The sequence below is a fragment of the Thalassomonas actiniarum genome, from assembly GCF_000948975.2.
In the GTDB taxonomy this organism is placed as follows: domain Bacteria; phylum Pseudomonadota; class Gammaproteobacteria; order Enterobacterales; family Alteromonadaceae; genus Thalassomonas; species Thalassomonas actiniarum.
The window spans coordinates 6,109,944-6,135,665 of sequence record NZ_CP059735.1 but is presented as its reverse complement, the minus strand read 5'-3'; the positions used below and the strand labels follow the sequence as shown (position 1 = coordinate 6,135,665).

General features: G+C 45.4%; 38 protein-coding genes. 32 read left to right on the top strand and 6 right to left on the bottom strand.

The annotated features are described in order from the left end of the window. Nucleotides 1–49: 49 nt before the first annotated feature. Nucleotides 50–754: a pirin family protein gene (locus SG35_RS26610; RefSeq protein WP_044833184.1), complete on the bottom strand. Its 705-nt coding sequence runs from the start codon at nucleotides 752–754 to the stop codon at nucleotides 50–52. A gap of 124 nt (nucleotides 755–878) precedes the next feature. Between SG35_RS26610 and SG35_RS26605 the strand changes: the two genes are divergently transcribed. Together SG35_RS26605 and SG35_RS26600 are read left to right on the top strand one after the other, a co-directional pair. Then, nucleotides 879–1,784, top strand: a complete 906-nt coding sequence (locus tag SG35_RS26605) for a LysR family transcriptional regulator (protein WP_201777800.1) — start codon at nucleotides 879–881, stop codon at nucleotides 1,782–1,784. Between the two features lie 460 nt (nucleotides 1,785–2,244). Further along, on the top strand, nucleotides 2,245–2,535 hold the full coding sequence (locus SG35_RS26600; protein ID WP_044833185.1) for a SymE family type I addiction module toxin: 291 nt from the start codon (nucleotides 2,245–2,247) through the stop codon (nucleotides 2,533–2,535). 188 nt (nucleotides 2,536–2,723) lie between these two features. Here the strand turns inward: SG35_RS26600 and fusA are convergent, their stop codons facing one another. After that, nucleotides 2,724–4,811: an elongation factor G gene (gene fusA, locus SG35_RS26595; RefSeq protein WP_044833186.1), complete on the bottom strand. Its 2,088-nt coding sequence runs from the start codon at nucleotides 4,809–4,811 to the stop codon at nucleotides 2,724–2,726. A 727-nt stretch (nucleotides 4,812–5,538) separates the two neighbouring features. Between fusA and rpsJ the strand changes: the two genes are divergently transcribed. The 30 genes from rpsJ (at nucleotide 5,539) to SG35_RS26445 (ending at nucleotide 21,696) form a co-directional block, all read left to right on the top strand. Continuing rightward, nucleotides 5,539–5,850, top strand: coding sequence for a 30S ribosomal protein S10 (gene rpsJ, locus SG35_RS26590; protein ID WP_044833274.1), 312 nt, complete (start codon nucleotides 5,539–5,541; stop codon nucleotides 5,848–5,850). Between the two features lie 15 nt (nucleotides 5,851–5,865). After that, nucleotides 5,866–6,504 carry a 50S ribosomal protein L3 gene (gene rplC / locus SG35_RS26585; protein WP_044833188.1) on the top strand — a complete coding sequence of 213 codons (639 nt, stop codon included), beginning with the start codon at nucleotides 5,866–5,868 and terminating at the stop codon, nucleotides 6,502–6,504. Nucleotides 6,505–6,514: 10 nt separating this feature from the next. After that, the gene (gene rplD, locus SG35_RS26580; RefSeq protein ID WP_044833189.1) at nucleotides 6,515–7,120 is read left to right on the top strand and encodes a 50S ribosomal protein L4; all 606 of its coding nucleotides are present in this window, start codon (nucleotides 6,515–6,517) and stop codon (nucleotides 7,118–7,120) included. Next, complete coding sequence (rplW, locus tag SG35_RS26575; protein ID WP_044833190.1) at nucleotides 7,117–7,419, top strand: 50S ribosomal protein L23; 303 nt, start codon at nucleotides 7,117–7,119, stop codon at nucleotides 7,417–7,419. Before rplD ends, rplW begins: the two co-directional genes overlap by 4 nt. 17 nt (nucleotides 7,420–7,436) lie before the next feature. After that, nucleotides 7,437–8,261: a 50S ribosomal protein L2 gene (gene rplB / locus SG35_RS26570; RefSeq protein ID WP_044833191.1), complete on the top strand. Its 825-nt coding sequence runs from the start codon at nucleotides 7,437–7,439 to the stop codon at nucleotides 8,259–8,261. A gap of 30 nt (nucleotides 8,262–8,291) precedes the next feature. Continuing rightward, nucleotides 8,292–8,570: a 30S ribosomal protein S19 gene (gene rpsS / locus SG35_RS26565; protein WP_274055299.1), complete on the top strand. Its 279-nt coding sequence runs from the start codon at nucleotides 8,292–8,294 to the stop codon at nucleotides 8,568–8,570. A gap of 11 nt (nucleotides 8,571–8,581) precedes the next feature. Next, entirely contained in the window at nucleotides 8,582–8,914 is a 333-nt protein-coding gene (rplV, locus tag SG35_RS26560; protein ID WP_044833193.1) for a 50S ribosomal protein L22, read from the top strand. An 11-nt stretch (nucleotides 8,915–8,925) separates the two neighbouring features. After that, nucleotides 8,926–9,621: a 30S ribosomal protein S3 gene (rpsC, locus tag SG35_RS26555; RefSeq protein ID WP_044833194.1), complete on the top strand. Its 696-nt coding sequence runs from the start codon at nucleotides 8,926–8,928 to the stop codon at nucleotides 9,619–9,621. A gap of 11 nt (nucleotides 9,622–9,632) precedes the next feature. Next, nucleotides 9,633–10,046, top strand: coding sequence for a 50S ribosomal protein L16 (gene rplP / locus SG35_RS26550; RefSeq protein WP_044833195.1), 414 nt, complete (start codon nucleotides 9,633–9,635; stop codon nucleotides 10,044–10,046). Beyond that, entirely contained in the window at nucleotides 10,046–10,237 is a 192-nt protein-coding gene (gene rpmC / locus SG35_RS26545; protein WP_044833196.1) for a 50S ribosomal protein L29, read from the top strand. The genes rplP and rpmC overlap by 1 nt, the downstream gene beginning before the upstream one ends. After that, nucleotides 10,237–10,488 carry a 30S ribosomal protein S17 gene (gene rpsQ, locus SG35_RS26540; RefSeq protein WP_044833197.1) on the top strand — a complete coding sequence of 84 codons (252 nt, stop codon included), beginning with the start codon at nucleotides 10,237–10,239 and terminating at the stop codon, nucleotides 10,486–10,488. The genes rpmC and rpsQ overlap by 1 nt, the downstream gene beginning before the upstream one ends. 500 nt (nucleotides 10,489–10,988) lie before the next feature. Beyond that, nucleotides 10,989–11,852, top strand: coding sequence for a PEP-CTERM sorting domain-containing protein (locus SG35_RS26535; protein WP_044833198.1), 864 nt, complete (start codon nucleotides 10,989–10,991; stop codon nucleotides 11,850–11,852). Between the two features lie 236 nt (nucleotides 11,853–12,088). Then, a complete protein-coding gene (rplN, locus tag SG35_RS26530; RefSeq protein ID WP_044833199.1) occupies nucleotides 12,089–12,457 on the top strand; it encodes a 50S ribosomal protein L14 in 369 nt (122 codons plus the stop codon). Nucleotides 12,458–12,469: 12 nt separating this feature from the next. Beyond that, nucleotides 12,470–12,784: a 50S ribosomal protein L24 gene (rplX, locus tag SG35_RS26525; RefSeq protein WP_044833200.1), complete on the top strand. Its 315-nt coding sequence runs from the start codon at nucleotides 12,470–12,472 to the stop codon at nucleotides 12,782–12,784. A gap of 12 nt (nucleotides 12,785–12,796) precedes the next feature. Then, entirely contained in the window at nucleotides 12,797–13,336 is a 540-nt protein-coding gene (gene rplE / locus SG35_RS26520) for a 50S ribosomal protein L5 (protein ID WP_044833201.1), read from the top strand. Between the two features lie 11 nt (nucleotides 13,337–13,347). Next, entirely contained in the window at nucleotides 13,348–13,653 is a 306-nt protein-coding gene (gene rpsN, locus SG35_RS26515; protein ID WP_044833202.1) for a 30S ribosomal protein S14, read from the top strand. Nucleotides 13,654–13,672: 19 nt separating this feature from the next. Beyond that, on the top strand, nucleotides 13,673–14,062 hold the full coding sequence (gene rpsH / locus SG35_RS26510; RefSeq protein ID WP_201777801.1) for a 30S ribosomal protein S8: 390 nt from the start codon (nucleotides 13,673–13,675) through the stop codon (nucleotides 14,060–14,062). Nucleotides 14,063–14,073: 11 nt separating this feature from the next. Beyond that, entirely contained in the window at nucleotides 14,074–14,607 is a 534-nt protein-coding gene (rplF, locus tag SG35_RS26505) for a 50S ribosomal protein L6 (RefSeq protein WP_044833204.1), read from the top strand. 9 nt (nucleotides 14,608–14,616) lie between these two features. Next, nucleotides 14,617–14,970: a 50S ribosomal protein L18 gene (gene rplR / locus SG35_RS26500; RefSeq protein ID WP_044833205.1), complete on the top strand. Its 354-nt coding sequence runs from the start codon at nucleotides 14,617–14,619 to the stop codon at nucleotides 14,968–14,970. Nucleotides 14,971–14,973: 3 nt separating this feature from the next. After that, nucleotides 14,974–15,483 carry a 30S ribosomal protein S5 gene (rpsE, locus tag SG35_RS26495; RefSeq protein WP_201777802.1) on the top strand — a complete coding sequence of 170 codons (510 nt, stop codon included), beginning with the start codon at nucleotides 14,974–14,976 and terminating at the stop codon, nucleotides 15,481–15,483. Between the two features lie 6 nt (nucleotides 15,484–15,489). Next, on the top strand, nucleotides 15,490–15,669 hold the full coding sequence (rpmD, locus tag SG35_RS26490) for a 50S ribosomal protein L30 (RefSeq protein ID WP_084692760.1): 180 nt from the start codon (nucleotides 15,490–15,492) through the stop codon (nucleotides 15,667–15,669). Between the two features lie 2 nt (nucleotides 15,670–15,671). Next, nucleotides 15,672–16,106, top strand: coding sequence for a 50S ribosomal protein L15 (rplO, locus tag SG35_RS26485; protein WP_044833207.1), 435 nt, complete (start codon nucleotides 15,672–15,674; stop codon nucleotides 16,104–16,106). A gap of 8 nt (nucleotides 16,107–16,114) precedes the next feature. Continuing rightward, nucleotides 16,115–17,440, top strand: a complete 1,326-nt coding sequence (gene secY, locus SG35_RS26480; RefSeq protein ID WP_044833208.1) for a preprotein translocase subunit SecY — start codon at nucleotides 16,115–16,117, stop codon at nucleotides 17,438–17,440. Nucleotides 17,441–17,481: 41 nt separating this feature from the next. Beyond that, nucleotides 17,482–17,598 carry a 50S ribosomal protein L36 gene (rpmJ, locus tag SG35_RS26475; RefSeq protein WP_084692761.1) on the top strand — a complete coding sequence of 39 codons (117 nt, stop codon included), beginning with the start codon at nucleotides 17,482–17,484 and terminating at the stop codon, nucleotides 17,596–17,598. Nucleotides 17,599–17,724: 126 nt separating this feature from the next. Then, nucleotides 17,725–18,081, top strand: coding sequence for a 30S ribosomal protein S13 (gene rpsM / locus SG35_RS26470; protein WP_044833209.1), 357 nt, complete (start codon nucleotides 17,725–17,727; stop codon nucleotides 18,079–18,081). 14 nt (nucleotides 18,082–18,095) lie between these two features. Then, nucleotides 18,096–18,485, top strand: a complete 390-nt coding sequence (rpsK, locus tag SG35_RS26465) for a 30S ribosomal protein S11 (protein WP_044833210.1) — start codon at nucleotides 18,096–18,098, stop codon at nucleotides 18,483–18,485. 31 nt (nucleotides 18,486–18,516) lie between these two features. Continuing rightward, nucleotides 18,517–19,137: a 30S ribosomal protein S4 gene (gene rpsD, locus SG35_RS26460; RefSeq protein ID WP_044833211.1), complete on the top strand. Its 621-nt coding sequence runs from the start codon at nucleotides 18,517–18,519 to the stop codon at nucleotides 19,135–19,137. 23 nt (nucleotides 19,138–19,160) lie between these two features. Further along, nucleotides 19,161–20,150, top strand: a complete 990-nt coding sequence (locus tag SG35_RS26455) for a DNA-directed RNA polymerase subunit alpha (RefSeq protein WP_044833212.1) — start codon at nucleotides 19,161–19,163, stop codon at nucleotides 20,148–20,150. A 41-nt stretch (nucleotides 20,151–20,191) separates the two neighbouring features. Then, a complete protein-coding gene (rplQ, locus tag SG35_RS26450) occupies nucleotides 20,192–20,599 on the top strand; it encodes a 50S ribosomal protein L17 (RefSeq protein ID WP_044833213.1) in 408 nt (135 codons plus the stop codon). Between the two features lie 197 nt (nucleotides 20,600–20,796). After that, the gene (locus SG35_RS26445; RefSeq protein ID WP_044833214.1) at nucleotides 20,797–21,696 is read left to right on the top strand and encodes a phosphoribulokinase; all 900 of its coding nucleotides are present in this window, start codon (nucleotides 20,797–20,799) and stop codon (nucleotides 21,694–21,696) included. 64 nt (nucleotides 21,697–21,760) lie between these two features. On the opposite strand, the gene SG35_RS26440 is transcribed toward SG35_RS26445, so the two are convergent. From SG35_RS26440 to astD, 4 genes are all read right to left on the bottom strand, one after another. After that, nucleotides 21,761–22,168: an OsmC family protein gene (locus SG35_RS26440; RefSeq protein WP_044833215.1), complete on the bottom strand. Its 408-nt coding sequence runs from the start codon at nucleotides 22,166–22,168 to the stop codon at nucleotides 21,761–21,763. A 185-nt stretch (nucleotides 22,169–22,353) separates the two neighbouring features. Beyond that, nucleotides 22,354–22,740 carry a DUF3802 family protein gene (locus tag SG35_RS26435; protein ID WP_044833216.1) on the bottom strand — a complete coding sequence of 129 codons (387 nt, stop codon included), beginning with the start codon at nucleotides 22,738–22,740 and terminating at the stop codon, nucleotides 22,354–22,356. 318 nt (nucleotides 22,741–23,058) lie between these two features. Then, the gene (locus SG35_RS26430; RefSeq protein WP_044833217.1) at nucleotides 23,059–23,856 is read right to left on the bottom strand and encodes a DUF1338 domain-containing protein; all 798 of its coding nucleotides are present in this window, start codon (nucleotides 23,854–23,856) and stop codon (nucleotides 23,059–23,061) included. Nucleotides 23,857–24,190: 334 nt separating this feature from the next. Further along, nucleotides 24,191–25,660: a succinylglutamate-semialdehyde dehydrogenase gene (gene astD, locus SG35_RS26425; RefSeq protein ID WP_044833218.1), complete on the bottom strand. Its 1,470-nt coding sequence runs from the start codon at nucleotides 25,658–25,660 to the stop codon at nucleotides 24,191–24,193. Nucleotides 25,661–25,722: the final 62 nt, after the last annotated feature.

Here is a 25,722-nt window from a genome sequence, read left to right as displayed (position 1 = left end):
CTTCATCTTTTCTCTCCTAAATTAATTTTTCTATCTTGCTGACACGGTCTTAGGCCTGTTGACTAACCACCAGCATATGTAAATCATGGGTGGCAGTTACCTTGGCATCCATACTGCGGATCAGGTTGCCTTCCTGGGCTTGGTGTACGGAGTTGTCATTGCTGTCTTTTGGTTCGTAAAATGTGGCTTGTCCGGTTATGACGTAAGATAGTTGTTCGTCAGCCAGCGCCATACTGTTGCCAGCCTTTAAGTGGATTATGTCGATCATAGTATGGCTGTCAAAGGTTTCAGTTTGGGTTTTATCTCCACCATAAATTCGGGTCACCCCACCCAGTTTAGGTGTATAAAATTTATAAGAGGCAGGCTGCCCTTTTGTTTCCGGCAAAGCCCATACTTGCAGCATCCTGTTTTTGCTGTTGTCCGGATTTATTTCGTTATGATCAAAGCCTTCACCACCGGCACGCTGTACCTGAACATCTCCGGCAACAAGGTTTTTACCGTGTTCCATGGAACCTTTGTGGCTGACCCGTCCTTCGATGATCACAGAGATCACATCGATTTCACTATGGGGGTGCATACCAGACTCTCCCTTAGGGTTATATTGTGCATCGGCAAGATATACCATGCTGCCTAAGCCTTCCGAGGCTTCCGGCTTCTTGCGCTCGGCGAAAATGCGGCTATCGGTTACCAGGCGGTGCTCCCTAATTCCTGCAAAACCGCCTAATGCTAATGTATCTCTTGATATTATTTTCATGACTAGCTCCGTTTGCTTGCTTGTTTGTTTTGTTGATGGAGCTATCTTAGGGAATTAGTATTGTTTGATAAATGCCGATAAACTAAACTCATTATCTCATTTTTAACAACAAACGCAGGTTCTCATGACAAAGACAACAGATCTGAATGATATGATGCTGTTCATCGCTGTTATTGACGCAGGCAGCTTTACCCTGGCGGCAGAACGATTAAATATGCCCAAGGCGAATCTGAGTCGAAAGATTTCCCGTTTAGAGCAGCAACTCGGGGTCACGTTATTAGAGCGTACGACCCGCTCACAACACATTACCGAGGCGGGCAAAGACTATCTTGCCCATTGCCGAAATATTCATCAGGAGGTAGAGCTGGCCGAAGCCGGCATCAGCCAACAATTAAATGAGGTGAAAGGGCAGTTGTGTATTTGTGCCTCGGTAGGCATGGGACATGAAATCCTAAAGCCGGTACTGGGCCGGTTTATGCACCAACATCCGGCGATTAACTTACAGCTGAATTTATTAAATCGCCGTGTTGATCTGATAGATGAAGGTTTTGACCTGGTTATCCGCATTGGCGAACTGGAAGATTCACGCCTGATTGCCAAGCGCCTGGGCAAGGTAAGCCGAAAAATATATGCCAGCCCGGATTATGTCAAGCGCCATGGTGAAGTAAAGGAGATCGAGCAACTAAAACAGAAAGATTTCTTATTAATGACCAATGTCCAGAATAACGGGCGGTTCTTGTTGGCATCCAGGGAAGAACAACAGGAGTTCAAGGTGGCGGCTAAAATGCTGGTCGATGATTTTTTGATGTTGAAACAAATGGCAACGGAAGGTCTGGGAGTGGCGATCATCCCCGACTATATGTGCCAGCAGGAGTTGGCGGATGGCAAGTTATTACAGCTGATGCCGGCCTGGGGTATGCCGGATGTCGATGTTTATGCCCTCTATCCTAAACACAGACTTAACATTTCTAAGGTAAAAGCCTTTATGGATTTTATTCAGGCAGTGTTTAAACAACGACTTGGCCGGTAATTTTCATTTATTTCTGTTGTTGCCTTGGTGGTAACCTTTTTACTTTCTGTTTTGCTATACCGGCTCATGCATAGTCGGTTGTGTCTGTACCCGCTTTCTAAGGCAAACAAAGGCAATAAAAATTAAGCTCTGTATGCTGATGGTGAATGGGGAAAAATGTCCTTGAGGGAGCTTTAACGGCCCATAAGCAAAGTAACATAAGCGGTTAATTTCAGCCGTAAACTCTATAGTCCGCATCGGTTAAAAGCCGTTATAAAACAAGCCCGCTTATTATTGCTATAAGCCGCTTATTGGTCTTTGCTTAATGACATCGGTTAACAAGACAGCAGACATATTCTCTCGCCCCTTGTTAACCGATATAACAAGTGTGGTATCGCTTGTTAGAAAGTCCTGGTCGCAACCCCTGAGTGGTGACTCACTCAGAGGCTGCTAACCACAACGAACTTAAAAGGAGTCCGTCATGGCTGATTATTATCATACGCCAGAGCCCCGCTCGGCAAAAGCAAAATATCCGCTCACCCGAAAACTCACCACTTTGGAAACCATTTGCGCCCCTGCCGTCAGGAAAAAGGGACCGGGGTTTCATTACACCCCCGTAAACCTGCAGCCCTGCATTTTTCTGCAGGGAAAATGGCTGCGCCAGGCCGGTTTTCCGATAGGAGGAAAAGTAGTAGTCACGGTTAACCAGGGACAGCTGACTATTACCCCGGCTAAACTGCCGCCCGTCTCAGGAACTGGTAGCGGACAATAGCGGGTAAGCTTTAGTTGTAAACAGCAGACTGCTGCGCTCAGAAAGGGGTTGCCGCTTAAGCATGTCTGGCGGGAAAATGTCAGTCGGGAAATAATACAGGGCGGTGGCTAACTTTTCTTTTGGCATTAAAAAAGGATGCCGGAGCATCCTTTTTCTTCATCGTGTATTAGCCGTTAAGCTAAGGACGATTATTTTTTAGCTTCTTTAGCCGCTTTAACTTCAGCGATTACCGCTTCAGCTACGTTGTTCGGACAAGGCATGTAGTGGCTGAATTCCATAGAGAACTGACCACGACCAGAAGTCATTGTACGTAATGACCCGATGTAACCGAACATTTCAGAAAGTGGAACGTCAGCTTTGATGCGAACACCAGAAACACCCGCTTCCTGATCTTTGATCATGCCGCGACGACGGTTTAAGTCACCGATAACATCACCAACGTGATCTTCAGGAGTGAACACGTCAACCTTCATGATAGGTTCGATTAACTGAGCACCGGCCTTAGGAATTGACTGACGGAAAGCGCCTTTAGCAGCGATTTCGAAAGCAACAGCAGATGAATCGACTGCGTGGAAACCACCGTCGTATAATTCAACTTCAACGTCTAATACCGGGAAGCCAGCAAGAACACCTTCGTCCATCATGGTTCTGAAACCTTTCTCAACGGCAGGGAAGAATTCTTTAGGTACGTTACCACCAACAACAGTTGAAGTGAACACGAAACCTGAACCTGGTTCGCCTGGCTTGATGCGGTAGTCGATCTTACCGAACTGACCTGAACCACCAGATTGTTTCTTATGCGTGTAAGAATCTTCAATCGGCTGAGTGATAGTTTCACGGTAAGCAACCTGAGGTTTACCTACTGCTAATTCAACACCGTAAGTACGCTTAAGGATATCAACTTTGATATCTAAGTGAAGTTCACCCATACCTTTAAGGATGGTTTCACCTGAATCTTGGTCAGTTTCAACCTGGAACGTAGGATCTTCAGCAACCATCTTACCGATCGCGATACCCATTTTCTCTGTTGAACCTTTGTCACTTGGAGAAACGGCGATTGAAATTACCGGCTCTGGGAAGATCATCGGCTCAAGTGTACAAGGGTCTTTCGGATCACATAACGTGTGACCTGTTTGTACGTTCTTCATACCTACAACGGCAAGGATGTCACCGGCTTGTGCTGTGCTTAGCTCAGTACGGTCATCGGCGTGCATTTCAACCATACGGCCGATACGCTCGGTTTTACCAGTGAATGAGTTAAGGATAGTATCACCTTTATTCAAGGTACCTGAGTAGATACGGATAAAGGTAAGGGCACCGAAACGGTCATCCATGATTTTAAAGGCAAGAGCACGTAAAGGACCATCTGTAGAAACAGTGGCAACTTCACCAGTCGGCTCACCTTTTTCATCAGTTAACGGCTGAGGGTCAACTTCAGTAGGAGAAGGTAAGTAATCAACAACGGCGTCAAGAATTAACTGAATACCTTTGTTTTTGAATGCTGATGCACAGTAAGTTGGGAAGAAAGCCATAGTACGGGTACCTTCACGGATACACGCCTTGATTTGTTCCATAGTCGGCATTTCACCTTCCATGTAGGCTTCTAACAGCTCATCGTCTTGCTCTAACGCAGTTTCGATTAGCTCTTCACGGTACTCGGCAGCTTTTTCAACTAAGTCAGCCGGGATATCTGTGATTTCGAAGTTTTCAGGAAGACCTGTGTCATCCCAGATGTAGGCTTTTTCAGATAAAAGATCTACTACACCAACAAAACCGTCTTCTTCACCGATTGGTAAAGTCATTACTAACGGGTTAGCGCCAAGTACGTTTTTAACTTGATCAACAACACGGTAGAAGTTAGCACCTAAACGGTCTAATTTGTTTACCATGATCAGACGGGCAACTTCTGAATCATTCGCGTAACGCCAGTTAGTTTCTGACTGAGGCTCAACACCACCAGATCCACAGAAAACACCAACACCACCGTCAAGTACTTTAAGTGAACGGTAAACTTCAACTGTGAAATCAACGTGACCAGGAGTATCGATGATGTTCATGCGATGATCATTCCAGAAACACGTGGTTGCCGCTGACTGGATAGTAATACCGCGCTCAGCTTCTTGTTCCATGAAGTCAGTTGTAGACTCACCGTCATGTACTTCACCGGTCTTATGAATTTTACCGGTTAATTTAAGGATACGTTCAGTTGTTGTGGTTTTACCAGCATCAACGTGAGCGAAGATACCAATATTTCTATATTTGGATAAATCTGCCATCTCTTTACTCTATTAAATAATGATTTGTTGAAAAATTGCGCGCGAGTATACCATTAGTTGCCCAAAACAAATATAAGAAAAGCGATTAATTTTACTATTCGTTGGCTTTATTTGCTGTTTTAGGCTATTAATTGCTCTGCTAAGTATTTGATACTATATGGATTGATCGGTTATTTTCCGGCAATGATCTTATTTGTTTGTTTTCTCGCCGGTATTATCTGGGACATTGCTTGCTGATGGCTGTTGCTATAATACACCGACACTAAGGTCATTTGATAATGGCTATATAAGGCAGGGCAAAAGCGTCGCACTTTTTTATACCTATATATAGAAGAGCAATTGCTTTTGTAATCGTTCTTCCTTTTATTACCGGCAGGGCTAAAATTAGCAGCCTGTGTTCTATTTTTAAATGCCAAGTCCCAAGAGGCCATCTGGAGATTGCCGGGTTTGCCCGACGACTTGACCATAGTGAAATCCGTGTTTCGGGCTTGCCGGATTAAGGCATTCTCTCCCGGTTAATTGATGGTTGCATATTATTTCCACATCTGTATAATACGCCTCCACATCAGACATAGATCTGGTGTCAATATAGCTGAAAGTCTTAGGACTTGAGGCCTACAGCAACTCCGATAGGGAGTTGAATGGTAAATAAGCGATACACCCCCCTTTTCAATAAAAAGGTGATGGGTTGTATTTTGTTCGTTCTTTAAATTGGGGATTTGATTACATGTCAAATCAAAGAATTCGCATTCGTTTGAAAGCGTTCGATCATCGTTTGATTGATCAATCTACAGCAGAAATCGTTGACACTGCTAAACGTACCGGCGCACAGGTTCGTGGTCCTATTCCACTTCCTACTCGCAAGGAACGTTTCACAGTTCTGATTTCTCCACACGTTAACAAAGATGCACGTGATCAGTACGAAATCCGTACTCACAAACGCATGATTGATATCGTAGAGCCAACTGAAAAGACTGTAGACGCGTTAATGCGTTTAGATCTTGCAGCTGGTGTTGACGTTCAAATCAGCTTGGGTTAATAGGGGGTTTTTGACATGACTATAGGTCTAGTCGGACGTAAGGTTGGTATGACTCGCATCTTCACTGAAGATGGCGTATCTACTCCTGTAACTGTCCTAGAAGTTGAAGCCAACCGTGTTGCTCAGGTTAAAACTGTAGACAACGATGGTTACTCAGCGCTTCAAGTAACTACCGGTAGCAAAAAAGCTAACCGTACTAACAAGCCAACAGCCGGTCATTTCGCCAAAGCTGGTATCGAAGCAGGTCGTGGCCTGTGGGAATTCCGCTTAAACGAAAATGAAGGTGAAGGTATTGAGTTAGGCAGTGAGATCACTGTTGAGTTATTCAACGATACTAAATTAGTAGACGTAACCGGCACTTCAAAAGGTAAAGGTTTCCAGGGCGGTATTAAGCGTTGGAACTTTAGCATGCAAGATGCTACGCACGGTAACTCGATTTCACACCGTTCTAACGGTTCAATTGGCCAGTGTCAAACACCAGGTCGAGTTTTCAAAGGCAAAAAAATGTCTGGTCACATGGGTGCTGCGAAAGTTACTACGCAAAACCTTGAATTGGTTCGTGTCGATGCTGAACGTAACCTGCTCCTTATCAAAGGTGCGGTTCCGGGTGCTATCAACGGCAACGTAATCATCAAGCCAGCTGTTAAAGCCTAGGAGATCTGTGATGGAATTAGCATTAAAAGACGCTTCAGGCGCTCTTGAAGTTTCCGAAGCAACCTTTGGACGTGAATTTAATGAAGCTTTAGTACACCAGGTAGTCGTTGCTTACGCAGCTGGCGCCCGTCAAGGTACTCGTGCTCAGAAAAACCGTTCTGAAGTAAGCGGTGGCGGTAAAAAGCCATGGCGTCAAAAAGGTACTGGTCGCGCTCGTGCCGGTACTACTCGTGGTCCAATCTGGCGTTCAGGTGGCGTAACATTCGCTGCTAAACCTCAGGATCACAGCCAAAAAGTAAACCGTAAAATGTACCGTGGTGCGATTCAAAGCATCCTTTCTGAACTAGTTCGTCAAGAACGTTTAGTTGTGGTAAATGATTTCGCGGTTGAAACGCCTAAGACTAAAGAATTAGTTGCTAAGTTAAACGGCCTGGAGCTTAAAGACGTATTAATCGTAACTCCAGAAGTTGATGAGAACCTGTTCTTGTCAGCCCGTAACTTATACAAAGTTGACGTTCGCGACGTAGCGGGTATCGACCCAGTAAGCTTAGTTGGTTTCGAAAAAGTTTTGATCACTGCTGGTGCAGTGAAGCAAATTGAGGAGATGTTAGCATGATAAACGAAGAACGTTTGTTAAAAGTGCTTCTGGCACCGAACATTTCTGAGAAAAGCACTATGGCCGCTGAAGCTAACAACACTGTTGTTTTCAAAGTTGCCACTACTGCTACTAAAGCTGAAATCAAAGCTGCAGTTGAGAAGCTTTTCGAAGTTTCTGTTGAAGGTGTTCGCACACTAAATGTTAAAGGTAAAGTGAAACGTACTGGTGCTCGTTTCGGTCGTCGTAGCGACTGGAAAAAAGCCTACGTTACTCTTGCTGAAGGTAGCGACATCGACTTCGTCGGCGCTGCAGAGTAATAGGAGAGTTTACAAAAATGGCTATTGTAAAATGTAAACCTACTTCTCCGGGTCGTCGCCACGTTGTTAAAGTGGTTAACTCTGAGTTGCACAAAGGTAAGCCTTACGCCCCATTACTTGACACTAAGAGCAAGTCTGGTGGTCGTAACAATACCGGTCGTATTACTGTTCGTCACGTTGGTGGTGGTCACAAGCAACACTATCGTCTGATCGACTTTAAACGTACTAAAGATGGTATCCCTGCTAAAGTAGAGCGTTTGGAATATGATCCAAACCGTAGTGCTAACATTGCACTGGTACTGTACGCAGACGGTGAACGTCGTTACATCTTAGCCCCTAAAGGGTTAAAAGCTGGTGATTCAATCCAGTCTGGTGTTGATGCTCCAATCAAGCCTGGTAACACTATGCCGCTTCGCAACACACCATTAGGTAGTGTTGTTCACGCAATCGAACTTAAGCCAGGTAAAGGTGCTCAAATCGCCCGTGCCGCCGGTACTTACGCTCAATTAGTAGCGAAAGACGGTGCTTATGTAACTTTACGTCTTCGTTCAGGCGAAATGCGCAAAGTTGAAGCCGATTGTCGTGCTACCTTAGGTGAAATCGGCAACGCTGAACACATGCTTCGCTCTCTGGGTAAAGCTGGTGCTTCACGCTGGCGCGGTGTTCGCCCAACCGTTCGTGGTGTTGCCATGAACCCGGTTGATCACCCGCACGGTGGTGGTGAAGGTAAAACTTCAGGCGGTCGTCACCCGGTATCACCTTGGGGTGTACCAACTAAGGGTTACAAGACTCGTAAGAACAAGCGTACCGATAAGTTCATCGTACGTCGTCGTACTAAATAGTACATTTATTAGATATTAAGAGGATTCACCATGCCACGTTCTCTCAAGAAAGGTCCATTTATTGACCTACACTTGTTGACGAAGGTAGAGAAAGCGGTGGAAAGCGGGAATAAAAAGCCAATTAAAACTTGGTCCCGTCGTTCAATGATCATTCCAAACATGATTGGATTGACCATCGCTGTCCATAATGGCCGTCAACACGTACCTGTATTTGTAACCGATGAAATGATCGGTCACAAATTAGGAGAATTTGCACCAACTCGTACTTACCGTGGCCACGCTGTGGATAAGAAAGCGAAGAAGAAGTAAGGGGAAATTAAATGGAAGCAATCGCTAAACATAAATTTGCCCGCGGTTCTGCGCAAAAAGCCCGTTTAGTTGTGGATCAAATCCGCGGCATGAACGTAGAGAAAGCTTTAGAAGTATTAACGTTCAGCAACAAATCAGCTGCTGTTCTAGTTAAGAAAGTGCTTAACTCGGCTATTGCCAACGCAGAGCATAACGAAGGTGCAGACATTGATGAACTATACGTTAAAACCATCATGGTTGACGATGGTCCAACAATGAAGCGTATCAAGCCTCGTGCGAAAGGTCGCGCGGATCGTATCCTTAAGCGTACTAGCCACATTACTGTGGTTGTATCTGATAGCTAGGAGATATTAGAATGGGTCAAAAAGTCCATCCAAATGGTATTCGCTTAGGTATCACTAAACCTTTCGCGTCTACTTGGTTTGCAAGTAGCAAAGATTTTGCTGACAATTTACACGGTGACCACCTGGTACGTGAATATTTGACAGAAAAACTTAAGCGTGCATCATTGTCAAAAATCGTAATTGAGCGTCCGGCTAAATCTATCCGCGTTACAATCCACACGGCTCGTCCGGGTGTTGTGATCGGTAAGAAAGGCGAAGACGTAGAAAAGTTACGTTTAAAAGTATCTAAAATTGCTGGTGTTCCTGCTCAAATCAACATCGCTGAAGTACGTAAGCCAGAAATGGATGCGCAGCTTGTTGCCGAAAGCATTACTAGCCAGTTAGAACGTCGTGTTATGTTCCGTCGCGCCATGAAGCGTGCCGTTCAAAACGCCATGCGTTTAGGTGCCAAAGGTATTAAAGTTCAGGTTAGCGGTCGTTTAGGCGGTGCAGAAATTGCCCGTGCTGAATGGTACCGTGAAGGTCGTGTTCCACTGCACACTTTACGTGCTGACATCGACTATGCAACAGCTGAAGCCAATACTACTTATGGTATTATCGGTGTTAAAGTTTGGATCTTTAAAGGTGAAGTGATCGGTGGTATGCCAACTCAGGCAGAGCCGGCTCAGAAACCTAAAAGAAAGAACAGCCGCAAGAGCAGTAAGTAGGGGACTAAGTAATGTTACAACCAAAACGTACTAAATTCCGTAAGCAAATGAAACTGCGTAACCGTGGTCTTGCACAGACTGGTAGCTCAGTTAGCTTCGGTACTTTCGGTTTGAAATCTGTTGAGCGTGGTCGTATGACTGCTCGTCAGATTGAGGCTGCTCGTCGTGCCATGACGCGTCACGTTAAGCGTCAAGGTAAGATCTGGATCCGTGTTTTCCCTGATAAGCCAATTACCAAGAAACCTCTTGAGGTTCGTATGGGTAAAGGTAAAGGTGGCGTGGAATATTGGGTTTGTCAAATCCTACCAGGTCGTGTTCTTTATGAAATGGAAGGTGTTTCTGAAGAGTTAGCTCGTGAAGCGTTTGCATTAGCAGCCGCCAAGCTACCATTCAAAACTACTTTCGTAACTAGAACGGTGATGTAATGAAAGCTAGCGAACTTAAAGAAAAGAGCATTGAAGAGCTTAATGCTGAATTACTGGAACTTTTGCGTGAGCAGTTTAACTACCGCATGCAAGCAAGTACTGGTCAGTTAGCTCAAACTCACTTGCTAAGACAAGTACGCCGCAATATTGCGCGCGTGAAGACTATCATAACTGAGAAGGCGGGAGCGTAATGAGCGAAGCTAAATTTCGTACACTACAAGGTCGCGTAGTCAGTGATAAAATGGATAAGTCTATCACTGTGCTGATCGAGCGACGTGTTAAACACCCTATGTACGGTAAATTCATGATCCGTTCAACTAAGTTGAAAGCGCATGATGAAACTAACCAGTGCAAAGCAGGTGACGTAGTAACTATTCGTGAATGTCGTCCACTGTCTAAGTCTAAAAACTGGACTTTGGTTGACGTAGTTGAAAAAGCTTAATTGATTTTTTAACGTAACGTTAGATACATAAACGGCCCCTTATGAAAATAAGGGGCCGTTTTTTTTGCCTGTTTTATTCTATTTTCACTTTATTTAGGCTTCTAAAGTTTCTAATTTACCTTTTGGGCTACCTCCTCTGCTTGAGAGTAATTGGGAGGATTCGCTGTTATGGCCGAGGTTATTATTTATTTCGTATATGAATAATTGAAATACTCTGTCGGGGCTAACAATCTCCATGAAAAAGTATGAATAGTGCTTGGTAATGGCTAGCCTGCATTCGTAATTGATAAGGCGTTATTTGTGCTGTTCTGCCCTTGGCTCGCCTCATTTTTGACAGGTAGTCTCATAATGAAAAATGACTATGGATGTTTAAGTTGTCCACTCTAAATATGCTGAAATGACCTTTACTTAAAGCTGAAAATTTTGTCTCTTACGGTTTTTTCTCAAGGAAAACTTCATGAAAATTATGAGATTAATGTAATATTGAGTTAGCTGTTGGTATGGAGTTTGCTGGTACTAATTTTGTCAAATCTATGGCGAGAGAAATACAATCAAATAATGGAGCAGTAACTAATATGATGAATTCCTCTAAATACTTTGCTAATTCAAAGAAAGTAAAAAGTTTCGCATTAGCTGCATTGCTAACCACAACTAGCCAGGCAAACGCCGGTTTGCTGGAGCGAACTATAGTCGTTGATGGTGGTCCTGATGTCGAAGCTTATTATGATGATGTACTGGATGTGACCTGGTTAAAAAATGCCAACTTTGTTGAGACCACAGACTACGATGCTGACGGTGATAACTTTTTACCGTGGGAAAGTGCCAGAAATTGGGTAGAGCAATTATCCATAGGCAAATTTGATGATTGGCGCTTACCTTCAATACAGGCGCTTGATGCAACTGCGGGCTTTGATTATTACCAGACTTATGATGGTAGTACGGATGTTGGTTATAACAGTACGAGTGAACTGCATGAGTTAGCGTATATGATTAATGTTAATTTAGGGCTGGAGTCTAAATTTAACACTAATCACACTAACAATAGTAAGTGGGCTAACTATCCATGGAATTATGAGATTAATACCAAAAGTTTAGCTGGTGGCATTGAGATAGAGAACTTTTACAATGGATATTATTTTTATGACTTGGAGTATGCTCCAAAAACAGATCGGGCATGGCTTTTTGACACTACTGTTGGTCGCCAGGTTGGTATCAGTAAAGTAACTGCTGGACGAGCCTGGGCAGTACGTGATGGTGATGTCGGCACAGCCTCCTCAGTGACTGTGCCTGAACCAACTCCAGTGTTTCTGCTACTGCTAACATCCTTAGGCCTGCTGCTTAGACAGAAAGGAAAATTCAACTAAGCAAAGATTGAATTTGAGAAATACGCCCCCAAAACATTTCCCGTAGTCGGTAAAAATTGGCCGAAAAGCTTACTTGGTGAGCTATTTTTAAATCACTGGTTATTTTTTAGCTAAATAAAGTACCACTTTTTTGAAACTGGTGTTATAATCTCGCGCCCACCAAAAATGGGTGGCTTTAAAAGGCAGTGACGGGTCAAATTTCTGGCCTTGAATTTTATAACAGCGGAGCACATAACATGATCCAAATGCAATCACAGCTAGACGTTGCTGATAATAGCGGCGCTCGACGCGTGCAATGTATTAAGGTCCTTGGTGGCTCGCACCGTCGCTATGCACGCATAGGGGATATCATCAAAGTTGCAGTGAAGGAAGCAATTCCTCGCGGTAAAGTAAAAAAAGGTGATGTTCTTACTGCGGTAGTGGTGCGCACTAAAAAGGGCGTTCGTCGTCCGGATGGTTCAACCATTCGTTTTGACGGCAATGCGGCTGTAATGCTTAATGCAAGCTTACAACCAATTGGTACTCGTATATTCGGTCCAGTGACACGTGAACTACGTAACGAAAAGTTCATGAAAATTGTGTCATTAGCACCTGAAGTACTATAAGGGGTCACGATAATGGCATCTAAAATTCGTCGTGATGATGAAGTAATCGTACTTGCTGGTAAAGACAAGGGTAAGACTGGTAAAGTCACGAAAGTTCTTGTTGAAGAAGGCAAAGTATTCGTTGAAGGCATCAACTTAATCAAGAAACACCAGAAGCCTGTACCTCAGTTACAGCAGCCTGGTGGCATTGTTGAGAAAGAAGCATCCCTTCATGTTTCCAACGTTGCGATCGTTAATCCTGCTACAGGAAAAGCGGATCGTGTTGGATTTAGAGTTGAAGACGGCAAAAAAGTTCGTTTTTTCAAGTCTAACAACGAATTAATTTAATTGGAGTAAACGATGGCGAAACTGCATGATTTTTATAAAGATACAGTTGTAAGCGACCTTCAGAAGAAGTTCGAATACAAAAGTGTCATGCAAGTCCCTCGGATTGAAAAGATCACCCTGAACATGGGTGTTGGTGAAGCTATTACTGATAAAAAAGTACTTGAGCACGCCACAAATGATCTTACTGCAATCTCAGGTCAAAAGCCTATGGTTACTAAAGCTCGCAAATCTGTTGCTGGCTTTAAGATCCGTGAAGGCTATCCTATTGGAGCAAAAGTAACTCTACGCGGCGAGCGCATGTGGGAATTTTTAGAGCGTTTAATCTCTATTTCAGTTCCTCGTATCCGTGATTTCCGTGGCTTGAACCCTAAGTCGTTCGATGGCCGTGGTAATTACAGCATGGGCGTGCGTGAGCAAATCATATTTCCTGAAATCGATTACGATAAAATCGATAAGATTCGCGGGTTGGATATCACTATCACAACTACTGCGCAATCTGATGAGGAAGGTCGTGCTTTGCTGACTGCCTTTAACTTCCCGTTTAAGAAATAAGGTGTAGAGTTATGGCTAAATCATCTATGAAGGCCCGTGAAGCAAAACGCGCCAAGCTAGTAGCACAGTACGGCGAAAAACGTCGTGCACTGAAAAAGATCATCTCAAGCGTAGATTCTTCTGAAGAAGAGCGTTGGGATGCAGTACTGAAACTTCAAAGTCTTCCTCGTGACTCGAGCAGCAGCCGTCAGCGTAACCGTTGTAACGTTACTGGTCGTCCACATGGTTACTTGCGTAAGTTCGGCTTAAGCCGGATCAAGTTGCGTGAAGCAACTATGCGTGGTGAAGTTCCAGGTCTTAAGAAAGCTAGTTGGTAATTCACGGGAGTAAATGGTTATGATGACTGATCCTATCGCGGACATGTTTACACGCATCCGCAACGGTCAATCTGCAGCTAAGACTGCAGTAACAATGCCATCTTCTAAGGTTAAAGTTGCAATTGCCAACTTGCTTAAAGAAGAAGGTTATATTTCAGAATATTCTGTATCTGGTGACGCTAAACCTGAGTTAGCCGTTACTTTGAAGTATTTTGAAGGTAAAGAAGTAATTGAAACAATCAAACGTGTTTCTCGTCCTGGTCTGCGCGTATACAAAGGCCGTGATGAGTTACCACAGGTATTAGCCGGTATGGGTATTGCCATTGTTTCTACTTCAAAAGGTCTGATGACTGATCGCGCCGCTCGCAATGCGGGTCTTGGTGGCGAAATCATCGGTTTCGTAGCGTAAGGAGCAGAACTATGTCTCGTGTTGCAAAAGCACCTGTCGAAGTACCTGCTGGCGTTATTGTTACGTTATCAGGTCAAGACATTAAAGTTAAAGGTCCAGTGGGCGAATTATCACGCACAATCCACAGCCTGGTTAAGGTTTCTCAAGAAGAAAACCTGATCAAGACTACGATTGCCAGCGAAGAGAAAGGCGCATGGGCTCAAGCCGGTACTGCACGTGCTTTAATCAACAATATGGTTGAAGGCGTAAGTAAAGGTTTTGAAAGAAAGCTTATCTTAAACGGTGTTGGTTACCGTGCGAAAGCTGCAGGTAAGAACTTAAACTTATCTTTAGGCTTATCTCACCCGGTTGATCACCCAATCCCTGAAGGGGTTACCGTTGAAACTCCGAGCCAGACTGAAATCACACTGAAAGGTGCTGACAAGCAGTTGGTTGGTCAAGTAGCAGCGAATATCCGCGCATACCGTAAGCCTGAGCCTTATAAAGGTAAAGGTATCCGTTATAGCGACGAAAATGTTCGCCGTAAAGAAGCTAAGAAGAAGTAGGGTAATACGATGGATAAGAAAACATCTCGTTTGCGCCGCGCTAAACGCGCTCGTGCAAAAATCAGCGAGCTGGGTGCGAATCGTTTAGTCGTACACCGTACTCCTCGCCACATTTACGCGCAATTGATCGCGCCAACTGGTTCTGAAGTAATCGCTGCGGCGTCTACTTTAGACAAAGAAGTTAGTGCTCAATTAGAGAAAACAGGTAATGTTGCGGCTGCCGCTGCGGTAGGTAAAGCTATTGCAGAACGTGCTACTGCCAAAGGCATCACATCAGTTGCTTTTGACCGTTCTGGTTTCCGTTACCACGGACGTGTTAAAGCATTAGCAGAAGCAGCTCGTGAAGCTGGTCTTCAGTTCTAGGAGTTGACGATGGCTAATCAAGAAAACACTCAACAAAGTGATATGGCTGAAAAGCTAATCGCCGTTAACCGCGTATCAAAAGTGGTTAAAGGTGGTCGTATTTTCAGTTTCACTGCACTAACAGTAGTTGGTGACGGCAACGGGCGCGTTGGTTTCGGTTACGGTAAGGCACGTGAAGTTCCTGCTGCAATCCAGAAAGCAATGGAAAAAGCTCGTCGCAACTTAGTAACTGTTGACCTGAAGGGTACTACTCTTCAGCACCCTATCAAGGGTCGTCACTCAGGTTCTAAGGTTTACATGCAGCCTGCTTCTGAAGGTACAGGTATCATCGCCGGTGGTGCGATGCGTGCAGTACTTGAAGTTGCTGGTGTACAGAACGTATTGTCTAAGGCATACGGTTCTACTAACCCAATCAACGTAGTTCGCGCTACTATTTCTGCCCTGGCGAATATGCATTCTCCAGAAGCAGTTGCAGCTAAGCGTGGCAAAAGCGTTGCCGACATTTTGGGGTAATTGAGCATGGCTAAAACAGTTAAAGTAACTCAATATAAAAGCTCTATCGGTCGTTTACCGAAGCACAGAGCAACTTTAAAAGGTCTTGGTTTACGTCGTATCAACCATACAGTGGAGTTAGAAGATACTCCTTCTGTACGTGGTATGATTAATCAAGTATCTTATATGGTTAAGGTGGAGGATTAATAATGCATTTAAATACTTTATCTCCTGCACCAGGTGCAAAGAAAGCCAAGAAGCGCTGTGGTCGCGGTATTGGTTCCGGCATTGGTAAAACAGGTGGTCGCGGTCACAAAGGTCAGAAGTCTCGTTCTGGCGGTAGTGTACGTCCAGGTTTCGAAGGCGGTCAAATGCCATTGAAACAACGTTTGCCTAAATTTGGTTTCACGTCACGTAAAGCTCTGGTTCGCGCCGAGGTACGTTTACATGAACTGAATAGCATCAAGGGTGATGTTGTCGATATTCACGCGCTTAAAGACGCTAACCTGATCACGCGTAACATCGAAACAGCTAAAATCATGCTGTCCGGTGAAATCAATCGTCCATTGACGGTTCGTGGTTTAGGTGTTACTAAAGGTGCACGTGCAGCAATTGAAGCTGCTGGCGGAAAAATCGAGGAATAATACAGATTATGGCTAAACCAGGTATGGATAACAAAGCGCAGGGCGGATTGTCCGAGCTTAAGCAACGTTTATGGTTCGTATTCGGAGCATTAATTGTCTTCCGTTTGGGATCATTTGTGCCAATCCCTGGTATTGACGCCGCTGTATTAGCTCAGCTGTTTGAACAGCAAAAGGGTACCATCGTAGAAATGTTTAACATGTTCTCCGGTGGTGCGCTTGAGCGAGCCTCAGTATTGGCGCTGGGTATTATGCCGTACATTTCGGCTTCGATTATCATGCAACTGCTGACCGTGATTCATCCGGCCATGGCAGAGCTGAAAAAAGAAGGCGAAGCGGGACGACGTAAAATCAGCCAATACACACGCTACGGCACTTTAGTTCTGGCAACTGTACAGTCAATAGCGATTGCTAAGAGTTTACCGGGTATGATGCCTGGGCTGGTGATTAACGCCGGCTTCAGCTTCTACTTCGCCGCTGTGGTCAGTCTGGTAACCGGTACCATGTTCTTAATGTGGTTAGGTGAACAGATTACCGAGCGCGGGATCGGAAACGGTATTTCAATCCTTATTTTCGCAGGTATAGTCGCCGGTATGCCGTCTGCTGTTGGTCAAACCGCAGAGATGGCGCGTCAAGGTGAATTGCACTTATTGGTATTATTGCTGATAGCCGTTGTAGTATTTGCCGTCACTTTCTTGGTGGTATTTGTCGAGCGTGGTCAACGTCGTATCGTTGTTAACTACGCCAAGCGTCAGCAGGGCCGTAAGGTCTTCGCCGCGCAAAGCACACATTTACCGTTAAAAGTGAACATGGCCGGTGTTATACCGCCAATCTTTGCTTCTAGCATTATCTTGTTCCCGGGCACGCTTGCGAGCTGGTTCGGACAGGGTGACGGTGTTGTTGCTGACTTTTTACAGGAAATGGCGATTGCTATTTCTCCGGGTCAGCCGCTATACGTGATGTTATTGTCAGCAGCGATTATCTTTTTCTGCTTTTTCTACACGGCATTGGTATTCAATCCGCGTGAAACCGCAGATAACTTGAAAAAGTCAGGTGCGTTCATTCCGGGGATTCGTCCGGGGGAGCAAACGTCCAAATATATCGATAAAGTAATGACTCGGTTAACCTTAGCGGGTGCCCTGTATATTACCTTTATTTGTTTGGTTCCACAGTTTATGATCATGGCATGGGACGTTGGGTTCTATTTCGGCGGTACATCATTATTGATTATCGTGGTAGTGATCATGGACTTTATGGCACAAGTACAGACTCATTTGATGTCTCATCAATATGACAATGTACTTAAGAAAGCTAACCTAAAAGGCTACAGCCGTTAGGTCAGTCAGTTACTTAAAGTAGTAACAAACGGAGTAATAAGATGAAAGTTCGTGCATCCGTAAAAAAGATTTGCCGTAACTGTAAAGTTGTGAAACGTGCTGGTGTTGTTCGTGTTATTTGCAAGAGCGACCCTAAGCATAAGCAACGTCAAGGTTAAATCTTTTTGAAGTGCCATTGTCGATTAAAAGATAAATGGCACTTTAATTTGCAAAAAAGCGTCTGGTTGAGTATCCTAACGGGCTTTTCAACCAATGAAATTTTAATTTGAATAGGAGATGTGTTAGTGGCCCGTATCGCTGGCATTAACATCCCTGATCGTAAGCATGCAGTAATCGCCATTACTGCGATCTACGGTATCGGTGCAACCCGTGCAAAAGCTATTTGTGCGGCTACTGGTATTGCAGAGTCAACTAAGATCAGTGAATTGGACGAAGCACAAATTGATTTGCTTCGTGCTGAAGTGGATAAATACACCGTTGAAGGTGATTTACGCCGTGAAGTATCAATGAACATCAAGCGTCTTATGGACCTTGGCTGTTTTCGTGGCATCCGCCATCGTCGCAGTCTTCCTCTACGTGGGCAACGCACTAAAACTAATGCGCGCACTCGTAAAGGTCCTCGTAAGCCAATTAAAAAGTAACGAGGGACTAGACAATGGCAAAAACACCAGTTCGTACGCGTAAGCGCGTCAAAAAGCAAGTTGTTGATGGTATGGCTCATATCCATGCTTCTTTTAACAACACAATCGTAACCATTACTGACCGTCAAGGTAATGCACTTTCTTGGGCTACTGCCGGTGGTTCTGGCTTCCGTGGTTCACGTAAGTCTACCCCGTTTGCTGCCCAGGTTGCTGCAGACCGTGCAGGTAAAGTTGCACAAGAGTTCGGTTTGAAGAATATTGAAGTTTTCGTTAAGGGTCCGGGACCAGGTCGTGAATCTGCCATCCGTGCCTTAAATGCTGCTGGTTACAAGATAACCAACATCACTGACGTAACACCTATTCCTCATAACGGTTGTCGTCCGCCTAAAAAGCGTCGCGTTTAATTGGCACTTTTAGGATAGTTGGAGAAAGAACATGGCTAGATATTTAGGTCCTAAGCTTAAGCTTAGCCGCCGCGAAGGAACTGATTTGTTCCTGAAAAGCGGTGTTAGAGCAATTGACACTAAATGTAAAATCGAAACGATTCCTGGTCAGCACGGCGCCCGTCGCGGTCGTTTGTCTGATTACGGTATTCAACTTCGTGAAAAACAAAAAGTTCGTCGTCTTTACGGCGTCCTTGAGAAACAATTCCGTAACTACTACAAAGAAGCGGCTCGTCTGAAAGGCAACACAGGTGAAAACTTGTTACAACTTTTAGAGAAGCGTTTAGATAACGTAGTTTACCGTATGGGTTTTGCCAGCACTCGTGCTGAAGCTCGTCAACTCGTTAGCCACAAAGCTATCGTGGTAAACGGAGTTGTTGTGAATATTCCATCTTTCACTGTTAAAGCTGAAGATGTGGTTTCTGTTCGTGAAAAGTCTAAAACTCAAGCCCGTATCGTTGCGGCTTTAGAGTTGGCTGATCAACGCGAAAAGCCAGTCTGGGTTGAAGTAGATAATAAGAAAATGGAAGGCGTGTTCAAACGTGTTCCTGATCGTTCAGATTTATCTGCTGAAATTAATGAACAGTTGATTGTTGAACTTTACTCTAAGTAGAGTGCACTTTAAGAGAGGACATAATGCAGGGTTCTGTAACCGAATTCCTTAGACCACGCCTGGTAGATGTTGAAACCGTTAGTGCGACTCGTGCTAAGGTCACATTAGAGCCATTGGAACGTGGTTTTGGTCACACTTTAGGTAATGCGTTGCGCCGCATTCTTTTATCTTCAATGCCGGGTTGTGCTGTAACTGAAGTTGAAATCGACGGTGTATTACACGAATACAGTAGTAAAGAAGGTGTTCAAGAAGACATCATCGAAATACTGTTAAACCTTAAAGGACTTGCTATAGGTCTAGAAGGCAAAAACGAAGCCACTCTTACCTTAACTAAGTCTGGTGAAGGCCCTGTAACGGCAGCTGATATCCAGCATGACGGTGATGTGACTATTGCTAACCCTAACCATGTGATCTGTCATTTGACAGGCGACGGTTCGGTTAGCATGCGCATCAAGGTAGAGATGGGACGTGGTTACGTTCCGGCTTCTACCCGTCGTAATGCCGAGGAAGAAGATCGAGCAATCGGACGTTTGCTGGTTGATGCTTCATACAGTCCTGTTGAAAGAATTGCCTATGATGTTGAGTCTGCACGTGTTGAACAACGTACAGACTTAGACAAACTGGTCATCGACATGGAAACTAATGGCATATTAGATCCGGAAGAAGCGATCCGTCGCGCCTCAACCATCCTGGCCGAACAGCTGGATGCCTTCGTTGAGTTACGCGATGTGACCGAAGTGGAGCAAAAAGAGGAAAAACCTCTGTTTGACCCAATCTTACTTCGTCCTGTTGATGATTTGGAACTTACTGTTCGTTCAGCAAACTGTCTGAAAGCAGAAGCAATTCAATATATCGGTGATTTAGTACAGCGTGCTGAGGTTGAACTTCTGAAAACACCTAACTTAGGTAAGAAGTCTCTAACCGAAATCAAGGACGTATTAGCGTCTCGTGGTCTTTCTCTGGGCATGCGCCTGGAAAATTGGCCACCTGAAAGCATCGCTGATAACGACTAAATCGATCATCGTTTTTTACTAGTTGAGATAAGGATTAACTTATGCGCCATCGTAAAAGCGGTCGCCAGTTAAACCGTAATAGCAGTCATCGCCAGGCGATGTTCCGCAATATGGCAAGCTCTTTGGTTAAGCACGGCGTTATCAAAACGACTGTAGCTAAGGCTAAAGAACTACGTCGCGTCGTTGAGCCACTGATCACATTGGCTAAAACTGACAGTGTAGCAAACCGCCGTTTGGCTTTTGCCCGCACACGCGACCAAGAAGTAGTTGGTATTTTATTTAATGAACTTGGTGAGCGTTACCAAGAACGTCCAGGCGGATACACTCGCATTTTAAAATGTGGTTTCCGTACTGGTGATAAAGCACCTATGGCATACGTAGAGTTAGTAGATCGCCCAGTTGTTGAAGAAGCAGCTGAAGTGACTGAAGAAGCTAACACCGAAGCTTAATTTGGCAACTTGCTAAATTAACGGTATGCATTAAAACGGAGCCTCGGCTCCGTTTTTTATTGCCCGCTTGCCAGCGGCTGAACCTTGGCTAAGGTGTTCTGCTAAGTTTACACCGGCCATTTTCTCAACGCCGGTTACTTGACCGCCGCCATTTTTCCTCGTATAACAAGTTGTCACATTAACCAGGAAAGTTATTCATGTCTTCTCGAAACCCGATTATTGCCGTAACGGGCTCCTCAGGTGCAGGAACATCCACCACCACAGAATCTTTTGAACATATCTTCCGCTCTTTGGGGATACGCTCTGCCCAGGTGGAAGGGGACAGTTTTCACCGCTTTTCGCGTCAGGAAATGGATCTGGAAAAACGCAAAGCCAGAGAAGAAAACCGCAATATCAGTTACTTCGGCGATCAGGCCAATGATTTTGATGCCCTGGAGAAGCTGTTTAAAGACTATTCCGAAACCGGTAAAGGCAAAATGCGCCGTTACCTGCATACCTTTGACGAAGCGGTGCCCTATAACCAGATGCCGGGCACGTTTACTCCCTGGGAAGATTTGGGGGAAGGCACCGATTTGCTCTTCTATGAGGGGCTGCACGGCGGCGTGGTGACGGAAAATAACGATGTCGCCCAGCATGTTGATTTACTCATCGGTATGGTGCCTATCGTTAACCTGGAGTGGATCCAGAAGATTATCCGCGATACCAGCCAGCGGGGACACAGCCGGGAGTCGGTGACCGCCAGTATCGTACGCAGCATGGAAGATTATATCTCCTTTATTACACCGCAATTTTCCCGTACCCATATTAATTTTCAGCGGGTGCCGACGGTGGATACTTCGAACCCTTTCAGCGCCAAGGCGATTCCTTCATCCGATGAAAGTTTTGTGGTGATCCGCTTTCGGGAAGTGACCGATATCGATTTTCCCTATTATCTGAGCATGATCGACGGTTCTTTTATGTCCCGGGTCAACACCCTGGTGGTGCCGGGCGGCAAGATGGGGCTGGCGATGGAGTTGATCTTAACCCCTTTTATCCGGGATCTGATCAAGAAAAAAGAAGAGGCCAATAAGCAGCTGGACTGGATGAGTGATCTTTAAAAGCTTATCCGGCCGGAGAGCGCTTGCTGACCGGCCGGTGTGTGAGCGGTTTACCGGCTTGAGATCAGTCCTGGTCGATGATTTCAAAGTCGTGAGTGATATTGACCGACTTGTTTAGCATCAAGGCCACCGAGCAGTATTTGTCAGCAGAGAGGTTCACAGCCCTTTCTACCTGCTTTTCACTGATATCCCTACCTGTAACCACAAAATGCAAATGTATGTCTGAAAAGAGCTTAGGGATGCTGTCAACGCGTGTTCCTGTGATATCCACATGACAGCCGGCTATTTTCTGGCGGGATTTCTTTAAAATACTGACCACATCCACCGAAGAGCATCCCCCCAGGGAGATCAAAACATTCTCCATCGGGCTCGGGGCCAGTTCACCGTTATTGGCATCTAACACTATACTATGACCGCTTTCTGATGTGCCCAGAAACAACTCGTCAGAAACCCATTTTACACTTGCTTTCATGGCGCTATTCTCTTTTTATGCTTGGTTAGTTTAGCGCTATTCTAACCAAGGCCGTGCTGCCAGGCCAGAAAAAAGCTGGCAGCTTTCACGGGGCAGGTTAAGGGGTTTATCGGCGGCTAATGCTGGAGAGCTGGCTGTGGTGCTGAGGCGGCAATGTTGCTGGAGAAAAGATCTGCTCTTTAGGGTTATTCTATGCTTTGAAATTCAGGGGAGTTAATTTCGGTATCGAACAAGTTCTTAATTAAGCCGGCAAATTCGACGATAAAATTGAGTTGCTCTTCGGTGACCTGGTTATTGATAATGCCGGAGAGAATTTCTTCCAGATCATAAACGATTTCGTCAACTTCCCGGATGATCATATTCCTTTGGTTAAAGGTTAACTCGGTATTCTGGCTGCAAACCATGATGATCTGCTCGCTTAATTCTTCCTCTATCATCGACATTATTGAGCTGTGGCTGGCTTTTGCCGGAGTCGGATTGGCGGTCAACTCTTCTTCTGAACTCTCAAAGATGCTCAGGTGCTCAGTTAAGTACTCAATAATATGCATATAACCTTGGGTATTGGTAACCATAATAATGTCGTCAGCGTCCGGCTTTAGGATTAATTATAGCGGCTACTTTACTCTAAGTTATGGTTGATATTCAATAAATAGCTTTTTTGCTTAGATCGAAAGCGTAAATCAGTTTTTAGCTGTCCGCCTATCCGTCAGCTGTTGGTGTCGGTTGATAATACTGCGGTTTTAAGGTTTGCTTCTGCATGTTGCGGCTAATCGGCACAAAGAAATAAGCCCTGAATTTCAGGGCTTATGGGTAAACAGCGGTTAAAGTGCCTGGCCGGCTGTTTGCTAATATCAGCCAACAGCGGGCCGATATTTCATTGCCGCTGGCGATTAGGCGGCGTTGGTGCTTTCAAAAATCTTGTCGGCAGAAGCGGCGACAAAACCTGAATATAATTCACCGTCGGTTAACGGATAACGCTTGGCGAACTCGTAAAAACAGCTTGGGATTGCCATGGTTTTATCGCTGAAGGCGACTTCGGCTTTATCGGCCAGGGTCGAACTCTGCTCAAGTTTCACCGCTTCATCACCTTTGATTTCACCGCCGGAAGTATTAAGTTTGAAACCGCCTTGTTTTACGGCTTCATTGACCGCTTCTATGGTGTCAAAGTTTTCCAGGTGGTTGATGCTGACGGTGAAGTGATTGGCGCGATAGCCCCAGGCGGCAAGCCAGGCAGCGTATTCACTTTCGTCAAGCAGGGCCTGATACTCGGTTGAGCTTACCTGCCAGGGTGCACCGCTGTAAAGGAAGTCTTCGCGTGCCGCGATATCGTCATCCAGGCCGTCAACCAGCTTATGGATGATGGCTTGTGCCTGCTCGGATAATTGCTCAACTAATAATTCGCTGATAAATACTTTCGGCAAGGTGCTGTCGCTGTGCTCGAAGTGTTTGGCGTACAGTTTCTTGGCTTCGAAGTGGTACTCGCCGCATTCCTTGTATCCCAGGGCCAGCAGGTGAGCTGCTAACTTGTCCAGGTTAACCTTTTCCAGGTTAAAGGTGCGGTAGGCCACGTGGTCGTTGATGACATCGTTACCTGAACCCAGCAGTTGGTGTACCTGCTTGGCAGAAGGGGTGACATCCAGGTAATTTTTCCAGATGTTATCGAACAAGGCAGTGATTTTAGAGGTCATAATCATATCCTAGTAATGCTTAAAAAGAATAACTTCAGTAAATAAAAAGGTTGAATCCGGGGTTGCAGGCTGGCTTGCGGCTGAGCTTCGGATGGTTTCAAAATGATGATTTTAAAGTTTTTACTTTAAAATTTATTTCTGAAAGTTTTACTTTAAAGCTTTTACCTAAAGCGTTTATTTAAAGTAAGGCAGAATTAGCGGCAAACGGGCATGCGAAAAATCCGACAAGGAATCAGATTTGGTCTATGTTCTTAAAAAAACCGGGCCGCAGCCCGGCTGTTTGTCTGGTGTAGCTTAATAGCATAAGCAAATTATACACTTTAGCCTGTGATGATTAAATAGATAATCCAGGGCTAAGGCTGGCCGGCAAAGCTACTTGCTCTGCTTCAACCGAGGCTACCGGATAGGCACAGTAGTCGGCGGCATAATAGGCGCTGGCTCTGTGGTTACCGCTGGCACCGATACCGCCAAACGGCGCGGCGCTGCTGGCGCCGGTGATCGGCTTATTCCAGTTAACGATACCGGCGCGGATACGGCGGAAGAAGTGGTTGTACAAGTCTTCGCTGTCGCTCAACAGGCCGGCGGATAAACCAAAGCCGGTGTTGTTGGCTTCATTGATGGCAGCGTCGAAATCGCTGTAACGGTAGATTTTCAGCAGCGGGCCAAAATGCTCTTCATCCGGCATGGCATCGATAGCAGTCACATCAACAATACCCGGGGTCACAAAACCGGTACCGGCTTCTTTGTGCTCCATGGTCAGTAAAGACTTACCACCCATATCAAGCAGCGCTTGCTGGGCTGATACTAAACCTAAGGCGGCTTTTTCTGAGATCATAGAGCCGATAAACGGCTGGTCTTCATCGTCAAAATAACCGATCTTGATGTTTTTGGTCACTTCAATCAGCTTGGCAATAATGGCATCGCCCTGTTCGCCGTTTTCGATAAACAAACGACGGGCACAGGTACAACGTTGTCCGGTGGTGATAAAGGCCGACTGGACGATATCGTGTACTACGGCATCGATGTTAGTGACATCTTTAACCACTAACGGGTTGTTGCCGCCCATTTCCAGCGCCAGGATTTTACCCGGCTGGCCGCCGAACTGCTCATGCAGCAGGTGACCTGTGGTGGAGCTGCCGGTAAAGAATAAACCGTCAATGCCGGGGTGGCCGGCAAGGGCCTTACCTGTGTCGACTTCACCCTGCACCATGTTGATGACGCCGTTTGGTAAACCCGCGGCCTGCCAGAGTTTTAAGGTTTCTTCCGCCACTTTAGGGGTCAGTTCGCTCGGTTTGAATACGATAGTGTTACCGGCAATCAACGCAGGCACGATATGGCCGTTAGGCAAATGTCCGGGGAAGTTGTAAGGACCAAATACCGCGACTACGCCGTGCGGCTTGTGGCGGATAAAGGCTTTGGCGCCGGGCATAGGGTTTTCTACCGTGCCGGTACGCTCTTCGAACGCCTTAAGGGAGATGGCCACTTTGCCTATCATGGCGCCGACTTCGGTACGGGTTTCCCATAACGGCTTGCCGGTTTCTTCGGCGATAGTTACGGCTAAGCTTTCTTTATTTTCCGTCAGTTGCTCGGAAAATTTAGTGACGATTTCAATACGCTTTTCCAGCGCCAAATCGGCCCAGCTTTCAAACGCGGTGCGCGCGGTCTTGATGGCGTTATCGACTTGCTCGGCAGTGGCGGTTTCCCCCTGCCAGATCACTTCATTGCGCGCCGGGTTTAACGAGCTGATCGCGTGACCCAGGCCGGCTTGCCATTCACCATTAATAAATTGAACAGGATTAGACATTGTATATTCCTCTATACGCTTTGGTCATTTAACAGAGCAAAGCATACATTGATAAAAACGTG

Excerpts from the sequence above, each read along its gene's own strand:
- rpsN (WP_044833202.1), top strand. The coding sequence starts at position 13,348 with ATGGCTAAATCATCTATGAAGGCCCGTGAAGCAAAACGCGCCAAGCTA.
- SG35_RS26430 (WP_044833217.1), bottom strand. The coding sequence starts at position 23,856 with ATGACCTCTAAAATCACTGCCTTGTTCGATAACATCTGGAAAAATTAC.
- SG35_RS26610 (WP_044833184.1), bottom strand. The coding sequence starts at position 754 with ATGAAAATAATATCAAGAGATACATTAGCATTAGGCGGTTTTGCAGGA.
- rpsH (WP_201777801.1), top strand. The coding sequence starts at position 13,673 with ATGATGACTGATCCTATCGCGGACATGTTTACACGCATCCGCAACGGT.
- rpmD (WP_084692760.1), top strand. The coding sequence starts at position 15,490 with ATGGCTAAAACAGTTAAAGTAACTCAATATAAAAGCTCTATCGGTCGT.
- secY (WP_044833208.1), top strand. The coding sequence starts at position 16,115 with ATGGCTAAACCAGGTATGGATAACAAAGCGCAGGGCGGATTGTCCGAG.
- rpsQ (WP_044833197.1), top strand. The coding sequence starts at position 10,237 with ATGAGCGAAGCTAAATTTCGTACACTACAAGGTCGCGTAGTCAGTGAT.
- rplQ (WP_044833213.1), top strand. The coding sequence starts at position 20,192 with ATGCGCCATCGTAAAAGCGGTCGCCAGTTAAACCGTAATAGCAGTCAT.
- rplC (WP_044833188.1), top strand. The coding sequence starts at position 5,866 with ATGACTATAGGTCTAGTCGGACGTAAGGTTGGTATGACTCGCATCTTC.
- rplX (WP_044833200.1), top strand. The coding sequence starts at position 12,470 with ATGGCATCTAAAATTCGTCGTGATGATGAAGTAATCGTACTTGCTGGT.
- rplD (WP_044833189.1), top strand. The coding sequence starts at position 6,515 with ATGGAATTAGCATTAAAAGACGCTTCAGGCGCTCTTGAAGTTTCCGAA.
- astD (WP_044833218.1), bottom strand. The coding sequence starts at position 25,660 with ATGTCTAATCCTGTTCAATTTATTAATGGTGAATGGCAAGCCGGCCTG.
- rplB (WP_044833191.1), top strand. The coding sequence starts at position 7,437 with ATGGCTATTGTAAAATGTAAACCTACTTCTCCGGGTCGTCGCCACGTT.
- SG35_RS26455 (WP_044833212.1), top strand. The coding sequence starts at position 19,161 with ATGCAGGGTTCTGTAACCGAATTCCTTAGACCACGCCTGGTAGATGTT.
- rplE (WP_044833201.1), top strand. The coding sequence starts at position 12,797 with ATGGCGAAACTGCATGATTTTTATAAAGATACAGTTGTAAGCGACCTT.
- SG35_RS26600 (WP_044833185.1), top strand. The coding sequence starts at position 2,245 with ATGGCTGATTATTATCATACGCCAGAGCCCCGCTCGGCAAAAGCAAAA.
- rplR (WP_044833205.1), top strand. The coding sequence starts at position 14,617 with ATGGATAAGAAAACATCTCGTTTGCGCCGCGCTAAACGCGCTCGTGCA.
- rpsC (WP_044833194.1), top strand. The coding sequence starts at position 8,926 with ATGGGTCAAAAAGTCCATCCAAATGGTATTCGCTTAGGTATCACTAAA.
- SG35_RS26535 (WP_044833198.1), top strand. The coding sequence starts at position 10,989 with ATGGAGTTTGCTGGTACTAATTTTGTCAAATCTATGGCGAGAGAAATA.
- rplF (WP_044833204.1), top strand. The coding sequence starts at position 14,074 with ATGTCTCGTGTTGCAAAAGCACCTGTCGAAGTACCTGCTGGCGTTATT.
- rplP (WP_044833195.1), top strand. The coding sequence starts at position 9,633 with ATGTTACAACCAAAACGTACTAAATTCCGTAAGCAAATGAAACTGCGT.
- rplO (WP_044833207.1), top strand. The coding sequence starts at position 15,672 with ATGCATTTAAATACTTTATCTCCTGCACCAGGTGCAAAGAAAGCCAAG.
- SG35_RS26440 (WP_044833215.1), bottom strand. The coding sequence starts at position 22,168 with ATGAAAGCAAGTGTAAAATGGGTTTCTGACGAGTTGTTTCTGGGCACA.
- rplN (WP_044833199.1), top strand. The coding sequence starts at position 12,089 with ATGATCCAAATGCAATCACAGCTAGACGTTGCTGATAATAGCGGCGCT.
- rplW (WP_044833190.1), top strand. The coding sequence starts at position 7,117 with ATGATAAACGAAGAACGTTTGTTAAAAGTGCTTCTGGCACCGAACATT.
- rpsK (WP_044833210.1), top strand. The coding sequence starts at position 18,096 with ATGGCAAAAACACCAGTTCGTACGCGTAAGCGCGTCAAAAAGCAAGTT.
- rpsD (WP_044833211.1), top strand. The coding sequence starts at position 18,517 with ATGGCTAGATATTTAGGTCCTAAGCTTAAGCTTAGCCGCCGCGAAGGA.
- rpmC (WP_044833196.1), top strand. The coding sequence starts at position 10,046 with ATGAAAGCTAGCGAACTTAAAGAAAAGAGCATTGAAGAGCTTAATGCT.
- SG35_RS26605 (WP_201777800.1), top strand. The coding sequence starts at position 879 with ATGACAAAGACAACAGATCTGAATGATATGATGCTGTTCATCGCTGTT.
- SG35_RS26435 (WP_044833216.1), bottom strand. The coding sequence starts at position 22,740 with ATGGTTACCAATACCCAAGGTTATATGCATATTATTGAGTACTTAACT.
- SG35_RS26445 (WP_044833214.1), top strand. The coding sequence starts at position 20,797 with ATGTCTTCTCGAAACCCGATTATTGCCGTAACGGGCTCCTCAGGTGCA.
- rpsJ (WP_044833274.1), top strand. The coding sequence starts at position 5,539 with ATGTCAAATCAAAGAATTCGCATTCGTTTGAAAGCGTTCGATCATCGT.
- fusA (WP_044833186.1), bottom strand. The coding sequence starts at position 4,811 with ATGGCAGATTTATCCAAATATAGAAATATTGGTATCTTCGCTCACGTT.
- rpmJ (WP_084692761.1), top strand. The coding sequence starts at position 17,482 with ATGAAAGTTCGTGCATCCGTAAAAAAGATTTGCCGTAACTGTAAAGTT.
- rpsS (WP_274055299.1), top strand. The coding sequence starts at position 8,292 with ATGCCACGTTCTCTCAAGAAAGGTCCATTTATTGACCTACACTTGTTG.
- rplV (WP_044833193.1), top strand. The coding sequence starts at position 8,582 with ATGGAAGCAATCGCTAAACATAAATTTGCCCGCGGTTCTGCGCAAAAA.